The 23,462-nt window shown below is 43.7% G+C and carries 19 protein-coding genes; 15 read left to right on the top strand and 4 right to left on the bottom strand.

The features are described from left to right. Nucleotides 1–118 precede the first annotated feature (118 nt). Both H8Z79_RS11000 and xerD read left to right on the top strand, forming a co-directional pair. Nucleotides 119–712: a stage II sporulation protein M gene (locus tag H8Z79_RS11000; protein WP_015541136.1), complete on the top strand. Its 594-nt coding sequence runs from the start codon at nt 119–121 to the stop codon at nt 710–712. A 184-nt stretch (nt 713–896) separates the two neighbouring features. After that, nucleotides 897–1,781 carry a site-specific tyrosine recombinase XerD gene (gene xerD, locus H8Z79_RS10995; RefSeq protein WP_015541137.1) on the top strand — a complete coding sequence of 295 codons (885 nt, stop codon included), beginning with the start codon at nt 897–899 and terminating at the stop codon, nt 1,779–1,781. 46 nt (nt 1,782–1,827) lie between these two features. Here the strand turns inward: xerD and H8Z79_RS10990 are convergent, their stop codons facing one another. Together H8Z79_RS10990 and H8Z79_RS10985 are read right to left on the bottom strand one after the other, a co-directional pair. Beyond that, on the bottom strand, nt 1,828–2,859 hold the full coding sequence (locus tag H8Z79_RS10990; RefSeq protein WP_015541138.1) for a 3-deoxy-7-phosphoheptulonate synthase: 1,032 nt from the start codon (nt 2,857–2,859) through the stop codon (nt 1,828–1,830). A 107-nt stretch (nt 2,860–2,966) separates the two neighbouring features. Beyond that, entirely contained in the window at nt 2,967–4,280 is a 1,314-nt protein-coding gene (locus tag H8Z79_RS10985) for a polysaccharide biosynthesis protein (protein ID WP_015541139.1), read from the bottom strand. Nucleotides 4,281–4,406: 126 nt separating this feature from the next. Between H8Z79_RS10985 and H8Z79_RS10980 the strand changes: the two genes are divergently transcribed. The 4 genes from H8Z79_RS10980 to H8Z79_RS10965 all read left to right on the top strand — a co-directional run bounded on the left by H8Z79_RS10980 (nt 4,407) and on the right by H8Z79_RS10965 (nt 9,030). Next, nucleotides 4,407–4,841 (top strand): RrF2 family transcriptional regulator, encoded by a 435-nt coding sequence (locus tag H8Z79_RS10980; protein ID WP_015541140.1) that lies wholly within the window; start codon nt 4,407–4,409, stop codon nt 4,839–4,841. A gap of 29 nt (nt 4,842–4,870) precedes the next feature. Beyond that, the gene (gene nifS, locus H8Z79_RS10975) at nt 4,871–6,055 is read left to right on the top strand and encodes a cysteine desulfurase NifS (RefSeq protein ID WP_015541141.1); all 1,185 of its coding nucleotides are present in this window, start codon (nt 4,871–4,873) and stop codon (nt 6,053–6,055) included. Between the two features lie 61 nt (nt 6,056–6,116). After that, entirely contained in the window at nt 6,117–6,557 is a 441-nt protein-coding gene (gene nifU / locus H8Z79_RS10970; RefSeq protein WP_015541142.1) for a Fe-S cluster assembly scaffold protein NifU, read from the top strand. Nucleotides 6,558–6,585: 28 nt separating this feature from the next. Then, nucleotides 6,586–9,030, top strand: a complete 2,445-nt coding sequence (locus tag H8Z79_RS10965; RefSeq protein ID WP_118039186.1) for a cation-translocating P-type ATPase — start codon at nt 6,586–6,588, stop codon at nt 9,028–9,030. A gap of 100 nt (nt 9,031–9,130) precedes the next feature. Here H8Z79_RS10965 and H8Z79_RS10960 read toward each other — a convergent pair whose 3' ends face one another. Then, the gene (locus H8Z79_RS10960; RefSeq protein ID WP_118039187.1) at nt 9,131–11,323 is read right to left on the bottom strand and encodes an alpha-amylase family glycosyl hydrolase; all 2,193 of its coding nucleotides are present in this window, start codon (nt 11,321–11,323) and stop codon (nt 9,131–9,133) included. Nucleotides 11,324–11,369: 46 nt separating this feature from the next. After that, a complete protein-coding gene (locus tag H8Z79_RS10955; RefSeq protein WP_015541144.1) occupies nt 11,370–12,188 on the bottom strand; it encodes a histidinol-phosphatase HisJ family protein in 819 nt (272 codons plus the stop codon). A 211-nt stretch (nt 12,189–12,399) separates the two neighbouring features. Here H8Z79_RS10955 and gap point away from each other — a divergent pair, with 211 nt between their 5' ends. The 9 genes from gap (at nt 12,400) to H8Z79_RS10910 (ending at nt 23,363) form a co-directional block, all read left to right on the top strand. Further along, entirely contained in the window at nt 12,400–13,419 is a 1,020-nt protein-coding gene (gene gap, locus H8Z79_RS10950) for a type I glyceraldehyde-3-phosphate dehydrogenase (RefSeq protein WP_015541145.1), read from the top strand. 142 nt (nt 13,420–13,561) lie between these two features. After that, a complete protein-coding gene (locus H8Z79_RS10945) occupies nt 13,562–14,755 on the top strand; it encodes a phosphoglycerate kinase (protein ID WP_015541146.1) in 1,194 nt (397 codons plus the stop codon). 217 nt (nt 14,756–14,972) lie between these two features. Further along, nucleotides 14,973–15,722, top strand: a complete 750-nt coding sequence (tpiA, locus tag H8Z79_RS10940) for a triose-phosphate isomerase (protein ID WP_015541147.1) — start codon at nt 14,973–14,975, stop codon at nt 15,720–15,722. 190 nt (nt 15,723–15,912) lie between these two features. Next, a complete protein-coding gene (locus tag H8Z79_RS10935; protein ID WP_015541148.1) occupies nt 15,913–17,208 on the top strand; it encodes a homoserine dehydrogenase in 1,296 nt (431 codons plus the stop codon). A 43-nt stretch (nt 17,209–17,251) separates the two neighbouring features. Continuing rightward, a complete protein-coding gene (locus tag H8Z79_RS10930) occupies nt 17,252–18,400 on the top strand; it encodes a DUF2974 domain-containing protein (protein WP_118039188.1) in 1,149 nt (382 codons plus the stop codon). 86 nt (nt 18,401–18,486) lie between these two features. Continuing rightward, the gene (gene gpmI / locus H8Z79_RS10925; RefSeq protein ID WP_015541150.1) at nt 18,487–20,028 is read left to right on the top strand and encodes a 2,3-bisphosphoglycerate-independent phosphoglycerate mutase; all 1,542 of its coding nucleotides are present in this window, start codon (nt 18,487–18,489) and stop codon (nt 20,026–20,028) included. Between the two features lie 203 nt (nt 20,029–20,231). Then, nucleotides 20,232–20,546, top strand: coding sequence for a hypothetical protein (locus tag H8Z79_RS10920; RefSeq protein WP_015541151.1), 315 nt, complete (start codon nt 20,232–20,234; stop codon nt 20,544–20,546). 681 nt (nt 20,547–21,227) lie between these two features. Beyond that, entirely contained in the window at nt 21,228–23,039 is a 1,812-nt protein-coding gene (locus H8Z79_RS10915) for a L,D-transpeptidase family protein (RefSeq protein ID WP_182279210.1), read from the top strand. Nucleotides 23,040–23,060: 21 nt separating this feature from the next. Further along, nucleotides 23,061–23,363, top strand: a complete 303-nt coding sequence (locus tag H8Z79_RS10910; RefSeq protein WP_015541153.1) for a DUF3784 domain-containing protein — start codon at nt 23,061–23,063, stop codon at nt 23,361–23,363. Nucleotides 23,364–23,462: the final 99 nt, after the last annotated feature.

Raw genomic sequence — 23,462 nt, 5'->3', positions numbered from 1 at the left:
AAAGAGTATGATGTCCATACAGGATGGCATACTCTTTTTTTCGTATGTATGTAGCGGAGATCCCACCTTTTGGTTCTATTCATCTATGCATGTTCGTAAACTGATATGGGGTGAGGTGATGAAATATGAAACCGGAATTTATGAAAGAAAAAAGTATCCGGGGCAGTTGCTGTTTGGAATGGGATTTCTAATCGGAGTGATTTTACCGAATTTTATTTACCGGACGCAGTGGCGTCAGAGCACCGCATCGTCTATGTATCTTATGGGGATTTTTTCAGGAGATAACAGCGCAGAGTATTTCTGGCAGGTACTCAAGATGCGAGGCGGAATCTTTCTGCTTGCGGCATGCAGCGGTGTGACGATATTTGGAATGCCACTGGCCATCATGGGAATGCTTGCCGGAGGCGTGTTGATTGGAATGCTGCTCACTGTATCAGTACTGCAGTTTGGTCTGAACGGAGGCCTGATTGGTGCGGGACTTCTTTTTCCCCAGTATCTTCTATATCTGCCATGCATGTTTATCGGACTGGAACAGATTTACAGCTGTTCAAAAAGACTCTGGAAGAACCGTTCTTTTTCAGCAGGACAGATTACAGGATATCTTCTGAGAATGCTGTTTTGTGCGGCACTCTGCCTGGCGGGGATTCTCCTGGAAGTATATTGTAACCCGAAAATCACAGAAATCCTGATAAAAAATTTAAAAATTTTCTGAGTGGGTTTTACCAGATGTAGTGGAGGTTTACAATAAAATCTCGATATTTGGTGGAAAATGTCGAAAATGCCTGTTTGGCAGGCTTTTCATGCAAAAATAGTGTTTGATTTTATGTAAAATAATCAGTATAATACAGATACATTTTCAGGAAAAATATGTAGAAACAGAGTTGGGATGAAGCAGAATGGAAAGAGTAGTCGAGGATTTCATTTTATATTTACATGAGACGAAAAATACCTCAAAAAATACAGAAGTGTCGTATGAACGTGACCTGAAAAAACTGATCCGATATTTACAGGAACAGGATCTTACGAGTTTTTCAGAAGTGACCTGTACAGATCTGCAGGGATATTTAAATAAAATAAAAAGTGAAAATCTGGCGGCATCGACGATTTCGAGAAATATTGCGTCAATCCGGGCTCTTTATCATTACCTGCTAAAAAAAGGAATTGTAGCAGAAGACCCGACAGAGGTATTACATACACCGAAGATTGAGAAGAAACTACCGGAGATCCTTTCTGTTGAGGAAGTAGATCGTCTGCTGAAGCAGCCGGATATCCGTACACCGAAGGGCATCCGTGACAATGCAATGATGGAACTTCTGTATGCAACGGGCATGCGTGTCAGCGAACTGATTCATCTCAGTACTACAGATATTAATCTTCAGATGGGCTATGTGGTATGCCATGACAGTGACAAAGAACGTATTATCCCGATTGGAAATGTCAGCCGTAATGCGATTTTGCAATATATGGAGCATTCCAGAGGCTTTTTTACAAAAGATACAAATGAGAGTGCACTGTTTACGAACTGCTCCGGGAAATCCATGAGCAGACAGGGATTTTGGAAAGTATTGAAAGGATATGCGGCAGATGCCGGAATCCACAGAGATATCACACCGCATACACTTCGCCATTCTTTTGCGGCACATATGCTGCAGAACGGGGCGGATGTAAAGAGTGTACAGGAAATGCTGGGACATGCAGATATTTCATCGACACAGATTTATCTGGGACTGAACGTTTCGAAGATGAGAGATGTGTATATGAAGGCGCACCCGAGACATTGAATCATAAGTAAGGACCTGCCGAATAGCAGGTCCTTTTGCTGATTTATCAGCACATTTCTGCGATAGTGTAAAGCAGTTTTTCGGATTCTTCCCATCCAAGACAAGGATCTGTGATGGATTTTCCGTAAATATGTGTACCACCGATTTTCTGGCTGCCCGGCTCGATGTAACTTTCAATCATGAAGCCTTTGACCAGTTTATGAAGTTCCGGATCGACCATACGGCTGTGGAGAACTTCTTTTGCAATACGAACCTGCTGTTCATACTGCTTGTTGGAATTGGAGTGGTTGGTATCAACGATGACTGCAGGGTTCTGCAGGTTCTTTTCCTGATATTTTTCCCACAGAAGACGGAGATCTTCGTAATGGTAGTTCGGAATCGCCTCTCCGTGTTTGTTTACGGCACCGCGGAGAATGGTGTGTGCCAGAGGATTTCCGGCTGTTTCAACTTCCCAGCTTCTGTAGATAAAGCGGTGAGATCCCTGAGCTGCAACAACTGAGTTGAGCATAACACTGTAATTACCACTGGTCGGGTTTTTCATTCCGGCAGGTACATCCATACCGCTGACGGTAAGTCGATGCTGCTGATCTTCTACGGAACGTGCACCTACAGCGACATAAGAGAGAATGTCGGAAAGGTAACGGTAGTTTTCAGGATAAAGCATTTCATCTGCACAGGTGAAACCACTTTCCTGGATGGCGTGGATGTGCATCTTACGGATGGCAATCAGACCGGCAAGCATATCCGGAGCTTTTTCCGGATCCGGCTGGTGAACCATACCCTTGTAACCTTCGCCTGTTGTACGTGGTTTATTTGTATAAACTCTCGGAATGATCAGAACTTTATCTTCGATTTTTTCCTGAACTTTGCGGAGACGGAGAAGATAGTCACATACAGCATCTTCGTTGTCCGCAGAACAAGGTCCGATGATGGCAAGAAATTTATCGGATTTCCCGGTAAAAACATCACGGATTTCCTGATCTCTTTTTGACTTTAATTCCTGAATGGCAGTATCAATGGGATACTGATTGCGTATTTCGGCAGGTGTAGGCAGTTTCTTTAAAAAAGTGAATCCCATATTTTCCTCCTCGTGTCCAACGCGTTTTCAATTGGACATATCAGGCTTATTATATATGATTGTTAAGTAATTGTCGATAGAGAAAGGTACGTATTTTGTCGAAATCTTCAGGATTTTATATGATAAAGTGTATTAATATGCATAATACTTAAGAGCATTTCACTAAGAAGCAATCCGTAAAGATACCCACGTATACCAATCAGTGGAATTGCAAATAATACAAACAGGATGCGGATAAGGCTTCCTGCTGCATTGTGAAGAAGCGTTGCTCCGGTTTTTCCGAGTCCGTTCAGGATGCTTGTAAGCGTGATGTTTGTATACAAAAAAGGACAGACAAAGGAAAGCGTACGGATGCAGTTTCCGGCTGTAACTTCATGAAACAGAAGTTTTCCTGCAAACGGGCCGAAAAAGTAGAAAAGACCCGTGCAGGCAGTACCGATCAGAAAACAGGCGGCACATGCACGGCTGGCTATGTAACGAATACGCCGGTGAGCTCCTAACGTCTGCAATTCTGCGACAGACGGCGTGAGCATGACAGCTGCGGAATTTGTGACTGTGGATGGAAACAGGATGCAGGGAAGAGCCATACCTGTAAAAATTCCGTACAGACTCAGAGCATTACTCTGGGAAAATCCATACATACGTAATCGCTGTGGAATCAGTACGACTTCGATCGCGGCGAGAACTGAGAGGAGAAGACGATTGAGTGTCAGCGGAAAGGCTGTGGCAGTAATTTCGGAGAGTTTGTGAAAGGGTGCTTTTATATGGAAAAAAGAATAATTTTCTGCGTGAAAATGCAGACTTAAAAAAAGCAGCGATGACAATGCTGCGGTGAATTCTGCAATCAGGGCGCCGGTAACGGCAATCCAGGCAGTAACTTCGATATTCCGTGACAGAAAAATTTTTACCAGGATACAGGAAGAAAGGATGCGTGCGGTCTGTTCCAGAATCTGGGTAAAGGCAGGATAACCGGCCTGTTTGCGACCCAGGTAGTAACTGCTGATGCAGGCATGCAGGGAGGCAAATGGAAAACTGCATGCCATGATCCGGATCAGTGCTTCGGTTTCCGGTTCTTTCAGAATCTCTCCGGCAAACCAGCCGGCAAAAGTGTAAAAGATCCACATAGCCACAAAGGAAAGCACGAATGCAAAAAGTGTACCGACGCAAAAAGAATCCCCGGCTTCCTTTTTTTTCGTTAAAGCAGTCTGGGAGGCAACTGTTCGTGAGAGCGCAGTCTGGATGCCTGAGGTTGTCACTGCAAGTACCATATGCTGCAATGGAACAACAAGCTGGTACAGACCAAGCCCTCTGGAACCAATTGTCTGTGAAAGGAATATCCTATAGAAAAAGCCCATGATCCGGCTGATGATACCGGCCGCGGAAAGCAGAAAAGTTCCTGCAAAAAAACGCTTTTTTGACATAAAAATTACCTGGCTGCTTTTTTGTCAGTATATGCATAAAACCTCCTTGACAGACCGATTCCTTTCTGCTAAAGTATGAATTGAAATAAATCCGACGAAAACACTAGGAATTAAAGAGGTGAGTGGATGAAACTGTCAACAAGAGCAAGATATGGTCTGAAAGCTTTGATCGATTTGGGCTTGCATTGTGAAACAGAAGCCGTTTCCATTCAGAGTATTGCAAGTCGGCAGAATATTTCGGACAGCTATCTTGAACAGCTGATGGCGAAGCTTAAGAAGGCAGGTCTGGTGGAGAGTACCAGAGGCGCCGGTGGCGGATATCGCCTGGGACGTCCGGCAGCAGAGATTTCTGTTGGCGATGTCCTGAGAGTCCTTGAGGGAAGCCTTGAAGCAGCACAGTGTTCCGGCATGGAAGACGAGAGCACCTGCGAAAATCATGATATATGTGTGACGAAATATGTGTGGAAACGAATCAACGACAGTATTACACAGGCGGTAGATACCATGATGCTGGATCAGTTGATAGAAGAAAGCCGGAAAAAACAAAAAGAAAAAATGTAAAATTCATTTTTTAAGCAGGAGGAAAAAATATGAGTAAATTAATATATCTGGATAACGCAGCCACAACAAAAACTGCACCGGAAGTTCTTGATGCAATGCTTCCGTATTTTTCTGAATTTTATGGAAACCCGTCCAGTATTTATGATTTTGCCCAGAAGAGCAAAGAAGCAGTAACAAAAGGAAGACAGCAGATCGCGGATGTTCTGAATGCAAAAAAAGAAGAAATTTATTTTACAGCAGGTGGAAGTGAAGCGGATAACTGGGCACTGAAGGCTACTTTTGAAGCATACAAATCAAAAGGAAATCACATTATTACAACAAAGATTGAGCATCATGCTATTCTTCATACATGTGAATACCTCGAAAAAGAAAGAGGTGCAAAGATCACATATCTTGACGTAGATGAGAATGGTATCGTACGTCTGGACGAACTGGAAAAGGCAATCACACCGGAGACTATCCTGATTTCTGTAATGTTTGCAAACAACGAGATCGGATCTATTCAGCCAATCAAAGAAATCGGACGTATTGCCAGAGAACACGGCATTCTGTTCCACACAGATGCAGTACAGGCATTTTGTCAGGTTCCGATCGATGTAGATGAATACAACATTGATATGCTGAGTTCCAGCGGACACAAGATCAACGGACCAAAAGGAATCGGTTTCCTTTATATCCGTAAAGGCGTAAAGATTAAATCCTTCGTACATGGCGGTGCACAGGAGCGTAAACGTCGTGCCGGTACAGAAAACGTTCCGGGAATCGTAGGGTACGGCGCAGCAGCAGAACGTGCAATGAAAAACATGAAAGAACGTACAGAAAAAGAAATCGAACTGAGAGATTACCTGATTAATCGTCTTACTACTGAAATCCCATACTCCAGACTGAACGGTGACAGAGTGAAGAGACTTCCGAACAACGTTAATGTAAGCTTCCAGTTCATTGAAGGTGAGTCCATGCTTCTGATGCTTGATCAGAACGGCATCTGCGGATCAAGCGGATCTGCATGCACATCCGGTTCCCTTGACCCGTCTCATGTACTTCTGGCAATCGGGCTGCCTCATGAGATCGCACACGGTTCTCTGAGACTTACCTTAAGCGAAGAGACAACCAAAGAAGATCTGGAATTTACAGTAGATAAACTAAAAGAAATCGTACAGTATCTGAGAAGCATGTCTCCACTGTATGAAGACTTCATGAAAAACCAGAAGTAAATAACAAAATCTAAATAGTATTTACGGTAGACAAAAGACAATAACAGGAGGATTAAATATTATGTACAGCGAAAAAGTAATGGATCATTTTCAGCATCCGAGAAATGTAGGAGAAATCGAAGACGCCAGCGGTGTAGGAACTGTTGGTAATGCAAAATGCGGAGATATCATGAGAATGTTCCTTGATATCGACGATGAGACACATATCATCAAAGAATGCAAATTCAAAACATTCGGCTGTGGTGCAGCTGTTGCAACAAGCAGTATGGCTACAGAAATGGTAAAAGGTAAGACTATCGAAGAAGCAATGCAGATTACAAACAAAGCCGTTATGGAAGCTCTGGACGGACTTCCGCCGGTTAAAGTACACTGCTCCCTTCTTGCAGAAGAGGCAATTCATGCTGCGCTGTGGGACTATGCACAGAAACACGGCATCGTGATTGAAGGACTGGACAAACCGAAGTCTGATATCAGCGAAGGCGAAGAGGAAGAAGAGTATTAATAACTGTGGCTGATTGTGAGGTGAAAGGTTGACAGGACTTACAGATGAACAGGTAAATGAGCGAATTGCGGAGGGAAAGGTCAATGCGGATGAAAATCCGAATACGCGTACCTATAAGCAGATCGTCAGAGAAAACACACTGACATTTTTCAACTTTCTGAACCTTGTACTTCTGGTACTGGTTCTTATGGTGGGCTCTTACAAAAATGCGTTTTTTGTATGTATCATTATCATTAATACGCTGATTGGTATTGCTCAGGAGATCCGTGCCAAAAAAACAATCGATAAGCTGGCAATTCTTACAGCCAGAAAATCCGTTGTTATCCGTGAAGGACAGAAATGGACCGTTCCGACGGAAGAACTGGTGCTTGATGACGTGGTCTGTCTTAAGACCGGTGATCAGGTGCCGGCAGATGCCTGCATACTGGAAGGCAGCCTGGAAGTAAACGAATCATTGCTTACGGGAGAATCGGATAATCTTCCGAAGAGTGAAGGAGACGAACTTTTTTCCGGAAGTTTTGTAACATCAGGAGAAGCGTGCTGCCAGATTATTCATGTAGGAAAGGATAATTACGCAGCACAGATCACCAGCGAAGCGAAGGAATTTAAACGACACAATTCCGAACTGAAAAATTCCCTGAATGCGATCCTTAAAGTAATCAGTATTATTATTGTGCCGCTCGGTGCACTGTTATTTTATAAGCAGTATTATATCGTAGGTGATACATTTAGAGATTCTGTAGTGAGCATGGTAGCCGGAGTCCTGGGAATGATTCCTGAGGGACTTGTCCTTCTGACAAGTGTTGCGCTGACCCTCGGTGCACTTGTACTTGCAAATAAAAAGACACTTGTACAGGAGCTTTACTGTATCGAGACACTTGCAAGAGTCGATACACTCTGTCTGGACAAGACCGGAACGATCACGGAAGGAACAATGTGCGTCGAGCGCGTGGAACCATATGTAAGTACAGGACGAGTTGAGACAGCTGCGACAGAGCCTGAGTCCGCAGAAAGCCCGGAGGCAGAAGAGCAGGTACAGACAGATCCTGCATTTACGGATGACATCGACACCATCATGGGTAACATGATGCACGTGCTCAAAGATCAGAATGCGACGATTGATGCACTTCGTAAGCGTTTTCCGGCAAAGCAGGACATGACGCTGGAACATGTGATTCCGTTCTCTTCTGACCGTAAATACAGTGGTGCTGTTTTTGAAGAAAAAGGCACTTATCTGATGGGAGCAGCGCAGTTTTTGTTTCCGGAGGATAATGAAGAACTGACGGAGAAATGTCAGGCTTATGCAGAAGAAGGACTGAGAGTGCTTGTACTTGCACATAGTTCTCAGAATGCGGAAGGGACAGAACTTCCGGAAGGGCTGGAACCGCTGGCTCTGATGCTTCTTACCGATGTGATTCGTGAAGAAGCGCCGGATACGCTGGCTTTCTTTGACAGCCAGGAAGTAGATCTTAAAGTGATTTCCGGTGATGATCCGGTGACAGTTGCGGCGATTGCGAGACGTGCAGGACTTAAGAATGCGGACAGTTATGTAGATGCGACAACACTGACAACTGAGGAAGAATTACAGGATGCAGTGGCACAGTACAGCGTGTTCGGACGCGTGACACCACAGCAGAAGAAAGCAATGGTACAGGCATTACAGTCTCAGGGTCATACAGTTGCGATGACCGGTGATGGTGTCAATGACGTACTTGCCCTGAAAGAAGCGGACTGCAGTATTGCAATGGCGCAGGGCAGTGATGCGGCAAAGAATATTGCGAATGTGGTACTTCTGGATTCAAACTTTGCTTCCATGCCACATATCGTAAATCAGGGGCGAAGGGTTGTAAACAATATCCGTACAGCAGCATCAATGTTCCTGATCAAGACAATGTTTTCTGTTATGTTGTCTCTGCTGACGATCTTTTTCGGAAATGCATATCCGTTCGAGCCGATCCAGATGTCACTGATCAGTGCATGTGCGGTCGGTATTCCGACATTTCTTCTTGCACAGGAGAATAACTACGAAAAGATTGACCATACGTTTTTACGACATGTATTTATCAATGCTTTTCCGGCAGCAATTACGATCACATTCTGTGTATTTGCAGTAATGCTTGTCTGCCAGAATGTATATCATTCTATGGCAATGCTGAATACCGCATGTGTCCTTGTGACAGGATGGAATTACATGGCAGCATTAAAAACAGTCTATGCACCGCTTAATACGTATCGCAAGGTGATTATCTACGGTATGCAGTTTATTTTCTTCGCGGCGGCTGTTATTTTCCAGAAACTGCTTTCACTTGGTTCGCTGGATTTCGGCATGATCATTCTTGTATTCATACTGATGACATTTGCACCGGTACTGATCGATGTGATCACGGTCTGGCTGAAAGGCATTTATGCCCGTTCGCTGGATCAGGAAACCCCGGGACGCTTTACCGGATTCATCGACAAACTTCGTAAATAGAATATATGATATCCAGAATAGGATATTAACAATAAGACATTAAGAAAGGCTCTGGTCATCATGACCGGAGCCTTTTGGAATGGTTTTATAGAAAAAACGTTTATTTTTTACTTCTGCACAGCCAGTAGCATCCGAATGCCGGAATCTGCACGCCTTTGGCTTCCAGTTCACGGCCGGAAATGAGGTCTGTGTACATGCCGTCTTCCTCATTGATCCAGGCTACTTTGTTGTTTTCACTGAAGTTGTAGATTCCGATGAATTTCTCTTCATCATTTTCACGTACAAAAGCAAGAATTGAATTATCCCATGTGTCGATGGTATGAAACGGTACATTGCTGTTAAATACGCCGTGACTGGTACGGATATGTTCCAGCTTATCAAGTGCAGGGAAGAGTTTGCCCTGTACAGTAGTCGGATCATGACGGTTTTCAGCCAGTTTCCAGTCAAAGTTTCCTCTGTGGAGATAACGGGAATCGTCAGCTTTTTCCGGATCATCTTTGTAAGTATAATCATTTACCTGACCGATCTCGTCACCACTGTAAATTACCGGGATACCGGACTGGGAAAGCATAAATGCATGCAGGGTAATGTCATAACGGACAGCTCTGTCTACACCCTCCTGATTTCCTTCAAATCCAAAACGTTCAATACCGCAGAGAGAAGCAGTAGTTCCACAGAGTCTTGCATCACCAAGACGTGGATCATCGTTATAAAGTTCTCCTCGTGCAAATGAATCCGGATATTTTCCTGTAAGGAAATCATTCAGGTATTTCTTATGAGGTACTTCCTGAATACCGAAGTTTTCCAGATATTCATAATCCAGTCCCCATCCGATATCGTCATGGCAGCGGAGATAATTTTGGAATACGCAGTCTCCTGGAAGGTTTGAGATGATATCCAGCTGCCGGCGCAGCAGAGAAACATCTTTGGTTGCGACTGTGTGCCAGGTGCTTGCCATAGTTGTTACATTGTAGAGCAGATGGCATTCTGGTTTCTCGACAGTTCCAAAGTATGGAACAACCTTTTCAGGAGCCATAACAACTTCTCCGAGAAGAAGTATGCCCGGGCATACAATCTCGCAGACCATACGCATGATGCGTACAATGGTGTGAACCTGTGGAAGATTGCGGCAGTTGGTTCCAAGCTGTTTCCAGATATATGGTACAGCATCCAGACGAACGATATCCACACCCTGATTGGCAAGATACAGCATATTAAAGATCATTTCATTGAGAACAATCGGATTGCGGTAATTCAGATCCCACTGATAAGGATAGAAGGTAGTCATAACATGTTTATGAAGATCTTCCAGCCAGGTAAAGTTGCCAGGTGCAGTAGTTGGGAAAACTTCCGGGCAGGTCTGCTCATATAAGGAAGGAATATCATAGTTGTCAAAGAAGAAGTAACGGTCTTGATATTCTTTTTCTCCTGCACGGGCACGTTTTGCCCATTCGTGATCTTCGGATGTATGGTTCATGACGAAATCCAGACAGACGTTAATGCCACGTTTGTGGCAGGCAGCAGTCAGATCTGCAAAATCATCCATGGTTCCGAGTTCTTCCTGGATTTTACGGAAATCAGCAACCGCATAACCGCCGTCGCTGCGTCCCTTCGGGGAGTCAAGAAGCGGCATCAGATGCAGATAATTAACATTGCATTCCTGCACATAATCCAGTTTGGATTCCAGATTGGAAAGAGTACCGGCAAATGCATTGACATACATCATCATACCGGTAAGATCATTGCGCTTGTACCATGTCGGATCTTTTTCTCGTTTCAGATCAGATTCTTTCAGGGCATTGCCTCGCATGTCGTAGAACTTCTTGAGTACTTTCAGAAGATCGTTCAGGTGCATTGTGACATATGGATTGTCCTGATACAGTTCACAGTAAAGCCATTTCAGCTCGTCAAGATGACGGGCAAGACGCTCACAGTAAATGCGATCATCATCACGCTTGTTTTCAAGTCTGACAGGTTCGGATTTTGCAGTCTCGACTTTGATAGTCTCAGTCTTCTTAGTTTCTACCTTAACCGGTTCAACCTTTTTTGTTTCGACTTTGACAGTCTCAGTCTTCTTAGTTTCTACCTTAACCGGTTCAACCTTTTTTGTCTCGACTTTTACAGCCTCAGTCTTCTTGGTTTCAACTTTAACCGGTTCGGTCTTTTTCGTTTCGACCTTTAAAGGTGCGACAGTTTTGGTTGCTTTTTTGACAGGTTCTGCTTTTGGTGCGGCAGTCTGTGCCGCAGAAGCTCTGGCAGCTTCACGCTTTTTCTGAAGACGTTTTTTTGCCATAATAAATAGCCTCCTTTTGTATCTTTATCTGAAAATTAACTGACAACTATAATTTAATAAATTCCGGCTTGCGGTTTTGGAATACAGTATAGTATTTAAAGCCGCTTTCTGCAAGTATGGCAGCAGCCTTATCAAAATCATAGGCGATTTTGGCCGGGGCATGTGCATCGGCTCCGACCGTGATGATCTCGCCGCCAAGTTCACGATAACGGCGGATGACAGCGCGACATGGATTCGGTTCCCCGAGACCATAATGGAAACCACCTGTATTCAGCTCGATTCCGAGATTTTTGTCAATGATTGTGCGCAGGATCTCATCCAGAATATCCCGATAACGTTCATAGGAATATTCTTTGTTCTGATTCGGACCATACCGGACTACATAGTCAATATGTCCGTAGACATCCATCCCGGAAAAAGCTTCCAGATTCTCAAGAATAGATTCAAAATATTCCCGGTAACACGCGGATTCCTCACGGTTTTCAAAAAATTCTCCATAATATGGATCATAGCCGTGAACTACATGGGAAGAGCCGATCACAAAATCAAAAGGCAGTGTCTTAAGAAGCTCTTTAAAAGAATCTGCAAGATGTGGCTGCAGCCCCAGCTCAATGCCGAAATGTATATTCAGTTTTGAACGGTATTTCTCCTGAAGTGAGAAAAGCGTCTCTTTGTATGCATCCAGATCAAGCTCAAATGTTTCATTATCCGGTGTGGGTGGGTAATCAGGATCCAGATGCTCTGTAAAACAGATGCCGGAGAGATTCCGTTGGATCGCCTCATGGATCATATCTTCCATAGATGTGTCTGAGTCAGCAGAAAAAGAAGAATGCATATGGCAGTCCCATAAAATCTGATTTGACATTTTTGTATCCTCCTTTGAATGGACTGACACTATTATAGCATGTAAAAAACGTTCCTGCTATGGTTTCATTCCTATATTAAAACATTTTTATCATGTTTTTTTATAAAATGGTCTTGAATTTTTGTACAAGATTCGATACAATATGCAATAGGTTGACGTTTCTTTAACAAACGCCGTAAATCAACCATTTAATTCATAGGAGGAATTTATCATGGCAGTAAAAGTTGCAATTAACGGATTTGGCCGTATCGGTCGTCTGGCTTTCCGTCAGATGTTTGGAGCAGAAGGATTTGAAATCGTTGCTATCAACGACCTTACATCCCCGAAAATGCTGGCTCACTTATTAAAATATGACTCAACTCAGGGAAGATACGCTCTGGCTGACAAAGTAGAAGCAGGCGAAGATTCCATCACAGTTGACGGAAAAGAAATCAAAATCTATGCAAAAGCTAACGCTGCAGAACTTCCTTGGGGAGAAATCGGTGTAGACGTAGTTCTTGAGTGCACAGGTTTCTATACATCCAAAGACAAAGCTCAGGCTCATATCGATGCAGGTGCTAAACATGTTGTTATTTCCGCTCCGGCTGGAAACGACCTTAAGACAATCGTTTACAATGTAAACCATGAAGGTCTTACAAACGAAGATAAAATCATCTCCGCTGCATCCTGTACTACAAACTGCCTTGCACCAATGGCTAAGGCTCTTAACGATCTTGCACCGATCAAATCCGGTATCATGTGCACAATCCATGCTTACACAGGCGATCAGATGACACTTGACGGACCGCAGAGAAAAGGCGACCTGAGAAGATCTCGTGCAGCTGCAGTTAACATCGTTCCGAACAGCACAGGTGCTGCAAAAGCTATCGGTCTGGTTATTCCGGAACTGAACGGCAAACTTATCGGATCTGCTCAGCGTGTACCAACCCCGACAGGTTCTACAACAATCCTTACAGCAGTAGTTGAAGGAAACGTTACAAAAGAACAGATCAATGCAGCTATGAAAGCAGCTTCTAACGAATCCTTCGGATACAACGAAGACGAAATCGTATCCAGCGATATCGTTGGTATGAGATTTGGTTCTCTGTTCGATGCTACTCAGACAATGGTTCTTCCACTTGAGAATGGCACAACAGAAGTACAGGTTGTTTCATGGTATGACAATGAAAACTCCTACACAAGCCAGATGGTTCGTACAATCAAACACTTTGGCAAACTTCTGAACGCTTAATTAGAAGCCGAGTAGCACTCAGATGTGACAGATATGAATTGTCTGACACATATGAATAAGACTCAGAGAAGGGTCCGGTCTTGAATAGGACCGGGCCTTTTTGTCTGTATAAAGTTAAATATTTATAAGGAGGCATAACAAGATGCTGAATAAGAAATCTGTTGATGACATCAACGTAAAAGGCCAGAAAGTCCTCGTAAGATGCGACTTCAATGTACCTCTGCAGGACGGTAAAATTACAGATGAGAACCGTCTGGTAGCAGCTCTTCCTACAATCAAGAAGCTTGTTGCAGATGGTGGAAAGATTATCCTTTGCTCCCACCTCGGAAAACCGAAGGGAGAGCCGAAACCGGAACTTTCTCTTGCACCTGTCGCAAAACGTCTCACAGAGCTTCTCGGTCAGGAAGTTAAATTTGTTCCGAGCCCGGTTGTTGTAGATGACACAGTAAAAGCAGCAGTAGCTGATATGAAAGACGGCGAGATCATTCTTCTTGAGAATACTCGTTATCGTGCAGAAGAGACAAAGAATGGTGATGAATTCAGCAAAGAACTTGCTTCTCTTTGTGATGTATTTGTAAACGACGCATTTGGTACAGCTCACAGAGCTCACTGCTCTAACGTTGGTGTTACCAAATATGTAGATACAGCAGTAGTTGGATATCTGATGCAGAAAGAGATCGATTTCCTCGGAAACGCTGTAAATAATCCGGAAAGACCATTCGTAGCTATCCTTGGTGGAGCTAAAGTTTCCAGCAAGATCTCTGTTATCAACAACCTTCTTGATAAAGTTGATACTCTGATCATTGGTGGTGGTATGTCTTACACATTCTCCAAAGCACTTGGCGGACATATCGGTAAATCCCTCTGCGAGGACGATTACCTTCAGTATGCATTAGACATGCTTAAGAAAGCAGAAGAAAAAGGTGTTAAGCTTCTTCTTCCGGTTGACAACAGAATCGGAGATGATTTCTCCAATGACTGCAACATCCAGATCGTAAAACGTGGATGTATTCCGGATGGCTGGGAAGGAATGGACATCGGAACAGAGACAGAGAAAATCTTCTGTGATGCTGTAAAAGATGCTAAGACAGTTGTTTGGAACGGACCAATGGGCTGTTTCGAAATGCCGAATTTTGCTCATGGTACAGAAGCAGTTGCCAAAGCTCTTGCTGATACAGAAGCTACAACAATCATCGGTGGTGGTGATTCCGCTGCTGCAGTCAACATCCTTGGCTATGGCGACAAGATGACTCACATCTCCACAGGTGGCGGTGCTTCTCTGGAATTCCTCGAAGGTAAGGAGTTACCGGGCGTAGCAGCAGCTAACGACAAGTAAAAAGCTTAGTGATTGGCAAGCCGCAGGCGCAGACAGAACTTAGCGTTTACTTGGTTCGCCGCTCTTAATGAACACAAGTCAGAGACGCAGTGTGAATTTAGTGCGAGGCGAACATGTATGGCGGGAAATAGTGCGATTTAGTGAATCGAATTTCCATATCCGCAGCTTATTACGAAAAGATATATACAGTAATAAATAAAAATTAGGAGATAAGAAAATGGAAAGAAAGAAAATTATCGCTGGAAACTGGAAAATGAACATGACTCCAAGCGAAGCAGTTAAATTAGTTGAAACTCTGAAACCACTCGTACAGAACGACGAAGTTGACGTAGTATTCGGTGTACCGGCTATCGACATCGTTCCTGTAGTTGAAGCCTGCAAAGGCACAAACATCGCTGTAGCAGCTGAAAACATGTACTTCGAAGAAAAAGGTGCATACACAGGCGAGATCGCTCCGGCTATGCTCGTAGATGCAGGTGTTAAATACGTTATCCTCGGACATTCCGAAAGAAGAGATTACTTCGGAGAAACAAACGAAGACGTTAACAAGAAAGTCCTGAAAGCTTTCGAACATGGCATCACACCAATCATGTGCTGTGGAGAATCTCTTGAGCAGAGAGAACAGGGCATCACAATGGACTGGATTCGTCAGCAGGTTAAAGTTGGTCTTCAGAATGTAACTGCAGATCAGGCTAAGACTATGGTTATCGCTTACGAGCCAATCTGGGCTATCGGAACAGGCAAAACAGCAACAAGCGAACAGGCTCAGGAAATCTGCAAAGGCATCCGTGACTGCGTAGCAGAAATCTATGATACAGACACAGCAGCAGCTATCCGTATCCAGTACGGCGGATCTGTAAATGCAGGAAATGCAGCAGAACTGTTTGCAATGGGCGATATCGACGGTGGTCTTGTTGGTGGAGCTTCCCTCAAACCAGACTTCGGAAAAATCGTAAACTACAAATAATTCATACAAGAATATACAGCCAGATACTTCAAACCGCATTGGTCAGAGGTATCTGGCTTTTTTTACTTTATGTTTTCGTACACGTACAAATGTCCGCGCTTGACAAAATCCATTTTATACCATACTATTAGACACATGGTAAGAATAATCCCTGAACTTTAAGGGACGAGGAGAAAGGAGCCATTCCAAAATGGAGAAAAAAGTGATTCGTGCAGCCCTTCTGGGATTTGGTACAGTAGGAACCGGCGTATATAAAGTACTGGAAAAGCAGAAAGAGGAGATGATCCCGAAGCTTGGAAGTCAGCTTGAGATCAGTAAGATTCTGGTACGTAATCTGCAAAAAGCAGCATCAAAGGTAAAAAATTCTGAGATTCTGACAAACAACTGGGACGAGATCGTAAAAGATCCAGAAATAGATATTGTAATTGAATTGATCGGTGGAATCGAACCGGCAAGAACCTACATACTTGACGCATTAAATGCCGGCAAACATGTAGTAACAGCCAACAAAGACCTGATTGCAGCTCATGGAAAAGAACTTCTTGATGCAGCAGAAGCAAACCATGTAGATTTCCTGTTTGAGGCAGCAGTAGCCGGTGGAATTCCGATCATCCGTCCGCTGAAAGAATGTCTGGCAGGCAATCATATGGCAGAAGTAATGGGAATCGTCAACGGAACGACCAACTTTATCCTCACAAAGATGACACAGGATGGTATGGAATTCAAAGATGCCCTTGCCCTTGCTACAGAGCTGGGTTATGCCGAGGCAGACCCGACTGCAGATATCGAAGGTCTGGATGCCGGACGTAAGGTAGCAATCCTTGCATCCGTAGCGTTTAATTCCAGAGTTGTATTTGATGATGTTTATATCGAGGGAATCACAAAGATCACAGCCAAAGATATCAAATATGCTAAAGAAATGGGATGTGACATAAAACTCCTCGGAGTTGCAAAGAATACAGAAGACGGAGTGGAAGCTTATGTATGCCCGATGCTGATTCCGAGCAGCCATCCGCTTGCATCTGTCAATGATTCCTACAATGCAGTATTTGTAAACGGTGATGCAGTAGAGAATGCAATGTTCTATGGCCGTGGCGCAGGAGAATTACCGACAGCAAGTGCGGTAGTCGGGGATCTTTTTGAAATCGTAAGAAATATTCAGGCAAATTGCTGTGCACGTATCGGATGTACCTGCTACAAAGAACTTCCGGTGAAAAAAATGGCAGATACCTGCAACCGTTACTTTATGAGACTGATCGTAGAAGACCGCTGTGGTGTACTGGCTGAGATGACCGCAGTATTTGCAAAATATGGTGTCAGTGTGGCTCAGATCATCCAGAAAGCAGCAAGAGATGAAGGAAGCGCAGAAGTAGTTGTGATCACGGCAAAAGTTCGAGAGGGAGATTTCCGTACTGCAATGGAAGAACTGAGCGGAAGAAGCTCTGTACGTAAGATCAGCAGCATGCTTCGTGTGTACGGAGAATAAAATAAAAATTATACCTTAAGTTGTTTTCGAGAAGGAGAAGCTTATGGGAAATATTATGGATTATATCAGCTGGAGAGGTGATCTTTCTTTTGCGCAGTCCCCGTTTAATGAGGTGGATAACCTGATTCTTGCCTGTTTTTCGTATGTGAATCTCGACGGGATTCCGGCAGTGTCCGGGCAAAAAGGGATAGAACTGAAAAAACTGGTCAAAGAATTTAAGAAATTACACACGATAAAAGAACTGGAGGCGGATAAATCATTTATCCGCCTGGCGCCGTTTATGATGTTTGAAATGGCGAAATCCGTCCGATTTGGAAAATGTGTGATCCGAAACTATGTCAATGAGATCGTCACAGAAGCAGAACAGCAGTTTTCGGCTGTGGAGATCGTTCTGGATGACGGAACTTCTTATATTTCTTTCCGCGGCACGGATGATACCATTATAGGCTGGAAAGAAGACTTCAATTTAAGCACCGGTGTCGTTCCTGCTCAGGAACGTGCAGTTGAATACATGCAGCGGATTTCTGACAAAGCTTACGGGATGCTGCGGGTAGGCGGACACTCAAAGGGTGGAAATCTTGCGATTTATGGCTCAGTCATGTGCAAAAGTGCGCACGATAAGATTCTGGAAATATATTCGAACGACGGGCCGGGATTTTCAAAGGAATTTCAGGAATCTCCCGAGACAGCAGAGATGATGCCGAAGATCATCCGGATCATCCCGGAATATTCCATCATAGGAACACTTCTCGAACATGAAAAACAGCCGATTATTGTGGCAAGCACCAGCAGAGGACTTCTTCAGCACGATGGCTTTTCCTGGGAGGTGCAGGGGCCGGGTCTTGTCAGACGAGACAGCCTGAATAAAACAGCGCTTCGTTTTATCGAGATACTTCACAAATGGATCGACGGAATGGACACGGAGCAGAAGCGTCTTCTGATCGAAGATCTCTTTGCAACTTTGCAGGCATCCGGATACGAAAACTTAAGTGAAGTACAGTCGGGCGGAATCAAGAGCCTTGCGGCAATGGTGAAACGACTGGATAAATTTGCACCGGAATCAAGGGGAATGATGCAGGAACTTCTGACCGCGATCTGTGGCGGCTGGCTGGAACAGCTTCAGGAGAATACAAAGGATAAACTATCTGCGATTCCACAGAGCTTTTCCGATAAAATCCTTGAAAAATTCTAAATTTTTGGTACTATATAATAGGAAAAAACATACAGGTAAATACTGTATTGATATGCAGAAAAACTATACAACAGAAGGAGAATATTATGAGTAAAAAACCAACCGTTTTAATGATCCTGGATGGTTATGGCCTGAATGACAAACATGAGGGAAATGCAATCTACGAAGCAAAGACTCCTGTTATGGATAAATTAATGGCAGAATATCCATTCGTAAAAGGAAATGCCAGCGGACTTGCAGTTGGTCTTCCGGACGGACAGATGGGTAACTCTGAGGTAGGTCATATGAATATGGGCGCAGGCCGTATTGTATATCAGGAACTTACCAGAATCACAAAAGAGATCAACGATGGTGATTTCTTCAAGAATGAAGCACTTCTTGCAGCAATGAAGAATGCAAAAGACAATGATTCTGCTATCCACTTCATGGGACTTCTTTCCGATGGTGGTGTACACAGTCACAACACACATCTCTATGCACTGCTTGAGATGGCTAAGAGAGAAGGTCTGAAGAAAGTTTATGTACACTGCTTCCTCGACGGACGTGATACACCTCCGGCATCCGGTAAAGAATTCATTGAACAGCTTGAAGCAAAGATGAAGGAGATTGGTGCTGGTGAGATCGGTGTTGTTTCCGGACGTTACTATGCAATGGACAGAGATAACCGCTGGGATCGTGTAGAACTTGCATACAAAGCACTGACTGAAGGCGAAGGTGTCAAAGGTACAGACGCAGCAGCTGCAGTTCAGGCTTCCTACGATGCTGACAAGACAGATGAATTCGTACTTCCGACTGTAATCGAAAAAGACGGCAAACCGGTTGCAACCATTCAGGACAAAGATTCCGTTGTATTCTTCAACTTCCGTCCTGACCGTGCGCGTGAGATCACCAGAGCATTCTGTGATGATGAGTTCAAAGGCTTCGAGAGAGCAAAGAAACTTGACCTCACATATGTTTGCTTCACAGACTACGATGAGACGATCCAGAACAAACTGGTTGCATTCCACAAAGTACTGCTTCAGAATACATTTGGCGAATACCTTGCAGCTCACGATATGACACAGGTTCGTATCGCTGAGACAGAGAAATACGCTCACGTTACTTTCTTCTTCAACGGTGGAGTAGAAGAGCCAAACAAAGGTGAGGACAGAATCCTTGTAAAATCTCCGAAGGTCGCTACTTATGACCTTCAGCCGGAAATGAGCGCACCGGAAGTTTGCGATAAACTTGTAGATGCGATCAAATCTGACAAATACGATGTGATCATTATCAACTTTGCAAACCCGGATATGGTTGGTCATACCGGTGTACAGGCTGCAGCAGTAAAAGCAATCGAGACTGTTGACGGCTGCGTGGGCAAAGCAGTAGAAGCTCTCAAAGAAGTTGACGGACAGATGTTCATCTGCGCTGACCACGGTAACGCAGAGCAGCTGATCGATTATGAGACAGGTGAACCGTGGACCGCCCATACAACAAACCCGGTTCCGTTCATCCTCGTAAATGCAGATCCGAAATACACCTTAAGAGAGAACGGATGCCTTGCAGACATCATTCCTACACTGATCCAGCTTATGGGAATGGAACAGCCGGCAGACATGACAGGGGAAAGCCTTCTGATCGAAAAATAATCTGAATATACGCAAATAATGAAATCCCCGGATGATTCAGGCAATTGACAATATAGATTGCCAGAATTGTCCGGGGTCTTTTTTACCTAAATTTGCGTTTTGGAACTGTTGAAAATGCACAAAAAAGTCTTGAAACGCGGGAAATTCCTTTACGGTACTTGCAGATGAGATGGATGTGCAGGTGCAGCAGGAAACATCAGAAAATGAAGAAGAAATTTTTGCAGCAGAAGAGGCAGGAAGCCTGTAGATGGTTAAGCGCGAACAAAGGAGACGAATACTGGTTTGAAGCACGGGCATACATAAAAATAAACGGAACAGAGGTATTCACGTGTCGGGCTGATCTTTCAGGTAAAGAAGTTATTGAAGAATATTATATTAATTTTGGAACAACACTGGAATCTGTTTCGGGAGAGACAAAAATTGAAGTTACTTATACAGATATCCATGGAAATCAGCAGAAAGGAATTTTCAATATTTCTGTAACAGATGTCTTTTTTCGAAATATGAGTTTGAACTGATAGAAGATTCTTATGATAAAAACGCTGTTGAATATGTAAATATCAAAGGCAATACACTGACGATTAAGGCAAAAGACGTTCAGGATCAGGAAATTTTTGTCGGCGTAAGAGTGATTTCAAAAGACAAAGATGATGAAGAAAATCCTCTCTGGAGTGCAGAAACGCAGATTTATGTTCAGGCAGAGAGAGAGTACTCCACACAGATTCGACTGAAAGAGCTCATTGATACAAATCCGAAAAATGCAGTCATCTCTGGGAAACTGTTATTGATATCAAAGGAAACTGTGGAAAAGCAGAAAAACGTCATCAGATCTGTACTGCCTGCCAGGACAGAATAATCTATGCAAGTTCCAATAAATGAATTGTAACTGTAGATGCAAGGGGCAGAGTAAAAGGAATAAGAACAGGAAGTACTGTGATTACAGTAAAAGCAGGAAGGGCGGTATACAGAACTGTCATAAAAGTTACAAAATAATTGAGTATTTGAAGCGCGGGCTGTAGAAATGTATCCCGCGATTTGAATGTCGGTGACAGAAATTTGACATTTCATAAAAAAAGAGATAATTTAAGATGCAAAAACACAGAAGTATGTTATAATAGAAACGTTACAGGAAAATTATCTGGAAATGTTATGATATGGGTGATTAGACGCAGGTATTGATATTCAGGAGAGTATAATAAATGAGTAACAAAGAAATTAAGGATAGATTATCTGACGGTGAAGGGGCACCGGATGAGCGCACAGATATGGAAGAACGTATTGATGCGGTTATGGACAGACTGACAGATCCACCGGACGACGATGAAGGGTTGGATGATCTGGGCGAGTATGATGATTCAAGAGAAGAATATGAAGATACAGAGCCGGACGAGGAGAATCCTGATGATGGTGAAGAATTTACTGAGGATGACGAAGAATCCATAGAAGATACAGAACCGTATGATGAGGCCGAAGCAGTGTATGAGGAGAGAACTCATCCTGCAAGACATAAATCGGCACGTCCCGGTCCGGTTGTGTATGTTCCGGTAGATGATATGGATGAACAGCCGGCACAGAAAAAGAAAGGAAGAAAAAAGAAACACAAAGGTGGTCGTATCTTTGGTCTTCTGCTTCTGATGGTGCTTGTGGTTGGTGGCTGTGCCTATGCAGCGGCAAGCTATTATTTTTCCGACAGATTTTTTGAAGGCACATGGATCAATGGTGTGAACTGTTCACAGATGACAGCATATGAAGTAGAAAATCTGTTCAGGCAGAAATTTCAAGACTATTCTATCGAGGTTTCTTCAAGAGGACTGGATCCGCAGACAATTGCCGGAGATCAGATTGATTATCAGTATCTTTCTACCGGAGAAGTACTGAAACTTTTGCAGCAGCAGAAGCCATATGAGTGGATTAAGGGTATGTATGAGCAGAAGAGCTATACTGTTTCCGAGAATACAGGTTACAACAAGACCAAACTTCAGGAACAGCTCAAATCACTGAATTGTGCCCAGGCAGAGAATCAGACAGCACCTGAGAACGCATATGTGGCATTTCAGGATGGACAGTTTGTGATCGTTCCGGAGACGGAAGGAAGCAAGCTTAATATCAAGCAGGCATATCAGGTATTGGATGCGGCTGTTGAGTCCGGACAGACAAGTGTTAATTTTGCGGATACACCGGAAGCATATGTCAGCGCTGATGTTACACAGAATGATCAGGCACTGCAGTCTGCTCTGGAAGCATGCAATAACTACACGAGAGCAAGTATTACTTATACTTTTGGTGACCGTACAGAAACGCTCGATGGCAATACCATCAAAGACTGGCTGCAGTTTGACGAGAAGGGCCAGCTTGTATGGGATGACAATTCTTTCCAGCAGCATGTGGCTGATTACGTGGCACAGCTTGCAGCAACTTATGATACAGTCGGTACGGAGAGAGAATTCCAGACGACAAGCGGCAGAACAGTTTATGTATCCAGTTCCGTATACGGATGGAAGATTGACCAGAGCGCGGAGACAGCGCAGCTGAGTAAGGAGATTCAGTCTGGTACGCAGACGACGAGAGAGCCGGTCTTCTCACAGACAGCAAATGCCTACGGAGTAAATGATCTTGGTAATACTTATATTGAAGTTGATTTAAGTGAACAGCATATGTACTATTATCAGAACGGAGCCGACATTTTTGAATCTGATTTTGTTTCCGGTAATATGAGTTACGCAGATCGTCAGACACATGCCGGTATCTTTACACTCTATTATAAGAAGAGCCCGGATGTACTCAGAGGAACAATGAAGGCAGATGGTACTTACGAGTACGAATCAAAGGTTGAATACTGGATGCCGTTTGATGGCGGAATCGGATTCCACGATGCTTCATGGCGAGATGAGTTTGGCGGAGATATTTACCTGACAGACGGTTCACACGGATGTATCAACATGCCACCGGAAAATGCGGGTGTTCTGTATGATCTGATACAGTATGATGTGCCGATCGTCTGCTTCTACTAAAACACAGGAGAAAGAATAATTATGATGGACAAATCTTTTGGCCTTATTCTGGCCGTAATCGCACTGGTTGCCGGAATCATGCTTCTGACAGGACATGGTGATATTTTATTGAAGGGCGGCAATGCAAAGCTTCGCAAAGAAAAATACGATGAGAAAAAAATGACATGGGGATCAGGTGTTGCCCTGCTTCTGATCGGTGTGGCAACCCTTATAGACAGCTATACGACGAGCCTTGCAGCAGAAGTTGCTTACATTGTTGTACTGCTTGCAATTCTTGCATGGCTGGTATTCTATCTGAAAACCAAATGTGCTAAGAAAAAATAATTACAGAAAATCTAAAAATAAATTGATGCTTACACAAAAGAAGAGCATGGAAGAAATCGAAATCGAATCTTCCATGCTCTTTTCGCATTATGTGTAAGT

Origin of the sequence: Blautia intestinalis (assembly GCF_014297355.1) — a bacterium.
Lineage (GTDB): Bacteria > Bacillota > Clostridia > Lachnospirales > Lachnospiraceae > Blautia_A > Blautia_A intestinalis.
This window is presented reverse-complemented; position numbering and strand designations above follow the sequence as displayed.

Coding starts and splice junctions, on each gene's coding strand:
- H8Z79_RS11000 (WP_015541136.1), top strand. CDS start 119: ATGAAATATGAAACCGGAATTTATGAAAGAAAAAAGTATCCGGGGCAG.
- xerD (WP_015541137.1), top strand. CDS start 897: ATGGAAAGAGTAGTCGAGGATTTCATTTTATATTTACATGAGACGAAA.
- H8Z79_RS10990 (WP_015541138.1), bottom strand. CDS start 2,859: ATGGGATTCACTTTTTTAAAGAAACTGCCTACACCTGCCGAAATACGC.
- H8Z79_RS10985 (WP_015541139.1), bottom strand. CDS start 4,280: ATGTCAAAAAAGCGTTTTTTTGCAGGAACTTTTCTGCTTTCCGCGGCC.
- H8Z79_RS10980 (WP_015541140.1), top strand. CDS start 4,407: ATGAAACTGTCAACAAGAGCAAGATATGGTCTGAAAGCTTTGATCGAT.
- nifS (WP_015541141.1), top strand. CDS start 4,871: ATGAGTAAATTAATATATCTGGATAACGCAGCCACAACAAAAACTGCA.
- nifU (WP_015541142.1), top strand. CDS start 6,117: ATGTACAGCGAAAAAGTAATGGATCATTTTCAGCATCCGAGAAATGTA.
- H8Z79_RS10960 (WP_118039187.1), bottom strand. CDS start 11,323: ATGGCAAAAAAACGTCTTCAGAAAAAGCGTGAAGCTGCCAGAGCTTCT.
- H8Z79_RS10955 (WP_015541144.1), bottom strand. CDS start 12,188: ATGTCAAATCAGATTTTATGGGACTGCCATATGCATTCTTCTTTTTCT.
- gap (WP_015541145.1), top strand. CDS start 12,400: ATGGCAGTAAAAGTTGCAATTAACGGATTTGGCCGTATCGGTCGTCTG.
- H8Z79_RS10945 (WP_015541146.1), top strand. CDS start 13,562: ATGCTGAATAAGAAATCTGTTGATGACATCAACGTAAAAGGCCAGAAA.
- tpiA (WP_015541147.1), top strand. CDS start 14,973: ATGGAAAGAAAGAAAATTATCGCTGGAAACTGGAAAATGAACATGACT.
- H8Z79_RS10935 (WP_015541148.1), top strand. CDS start 15,913: ATGGAGAAAAAAGTGATTCGTGCAGCCCTTCTGGGATTTGGTACAGTA.
- H8Z79_RS10930 (WP_118039188.1), top strand. CDS start 17,252: ATGGGAAATATTATGGATTATATCAGCTGGAGAGGTGATCTTTCTTTT.
- gpmI (WP_015541150.1), top strand. CDS start 18,487: ATGAGTAAAAAACCAACCGTTTTAATGATCCTGGATGGTTATGGCCTG.
- H8Z79_RS10920 (WP_015541151.1), top strand. CDS start 20,232: ATGAAGAAGAAATTTTTGCAGCAGAAGAGGCAGGAAGCCTGTAGATGG.
- H8Z79_RS10915 (WP_182279210.1), top strand. CDS start 21,228: ATGAGTAACAAAGAAATTAAGGATAGATTATCTGACGGTGAAGGGGCA.
- H8Z79_RS10910 (WP_015541153.1), top strand. CDS start 23,061: ATGATGGACAAATCTTTTGGCCTTATTCTGGCCGTAATCGCACTGGTT.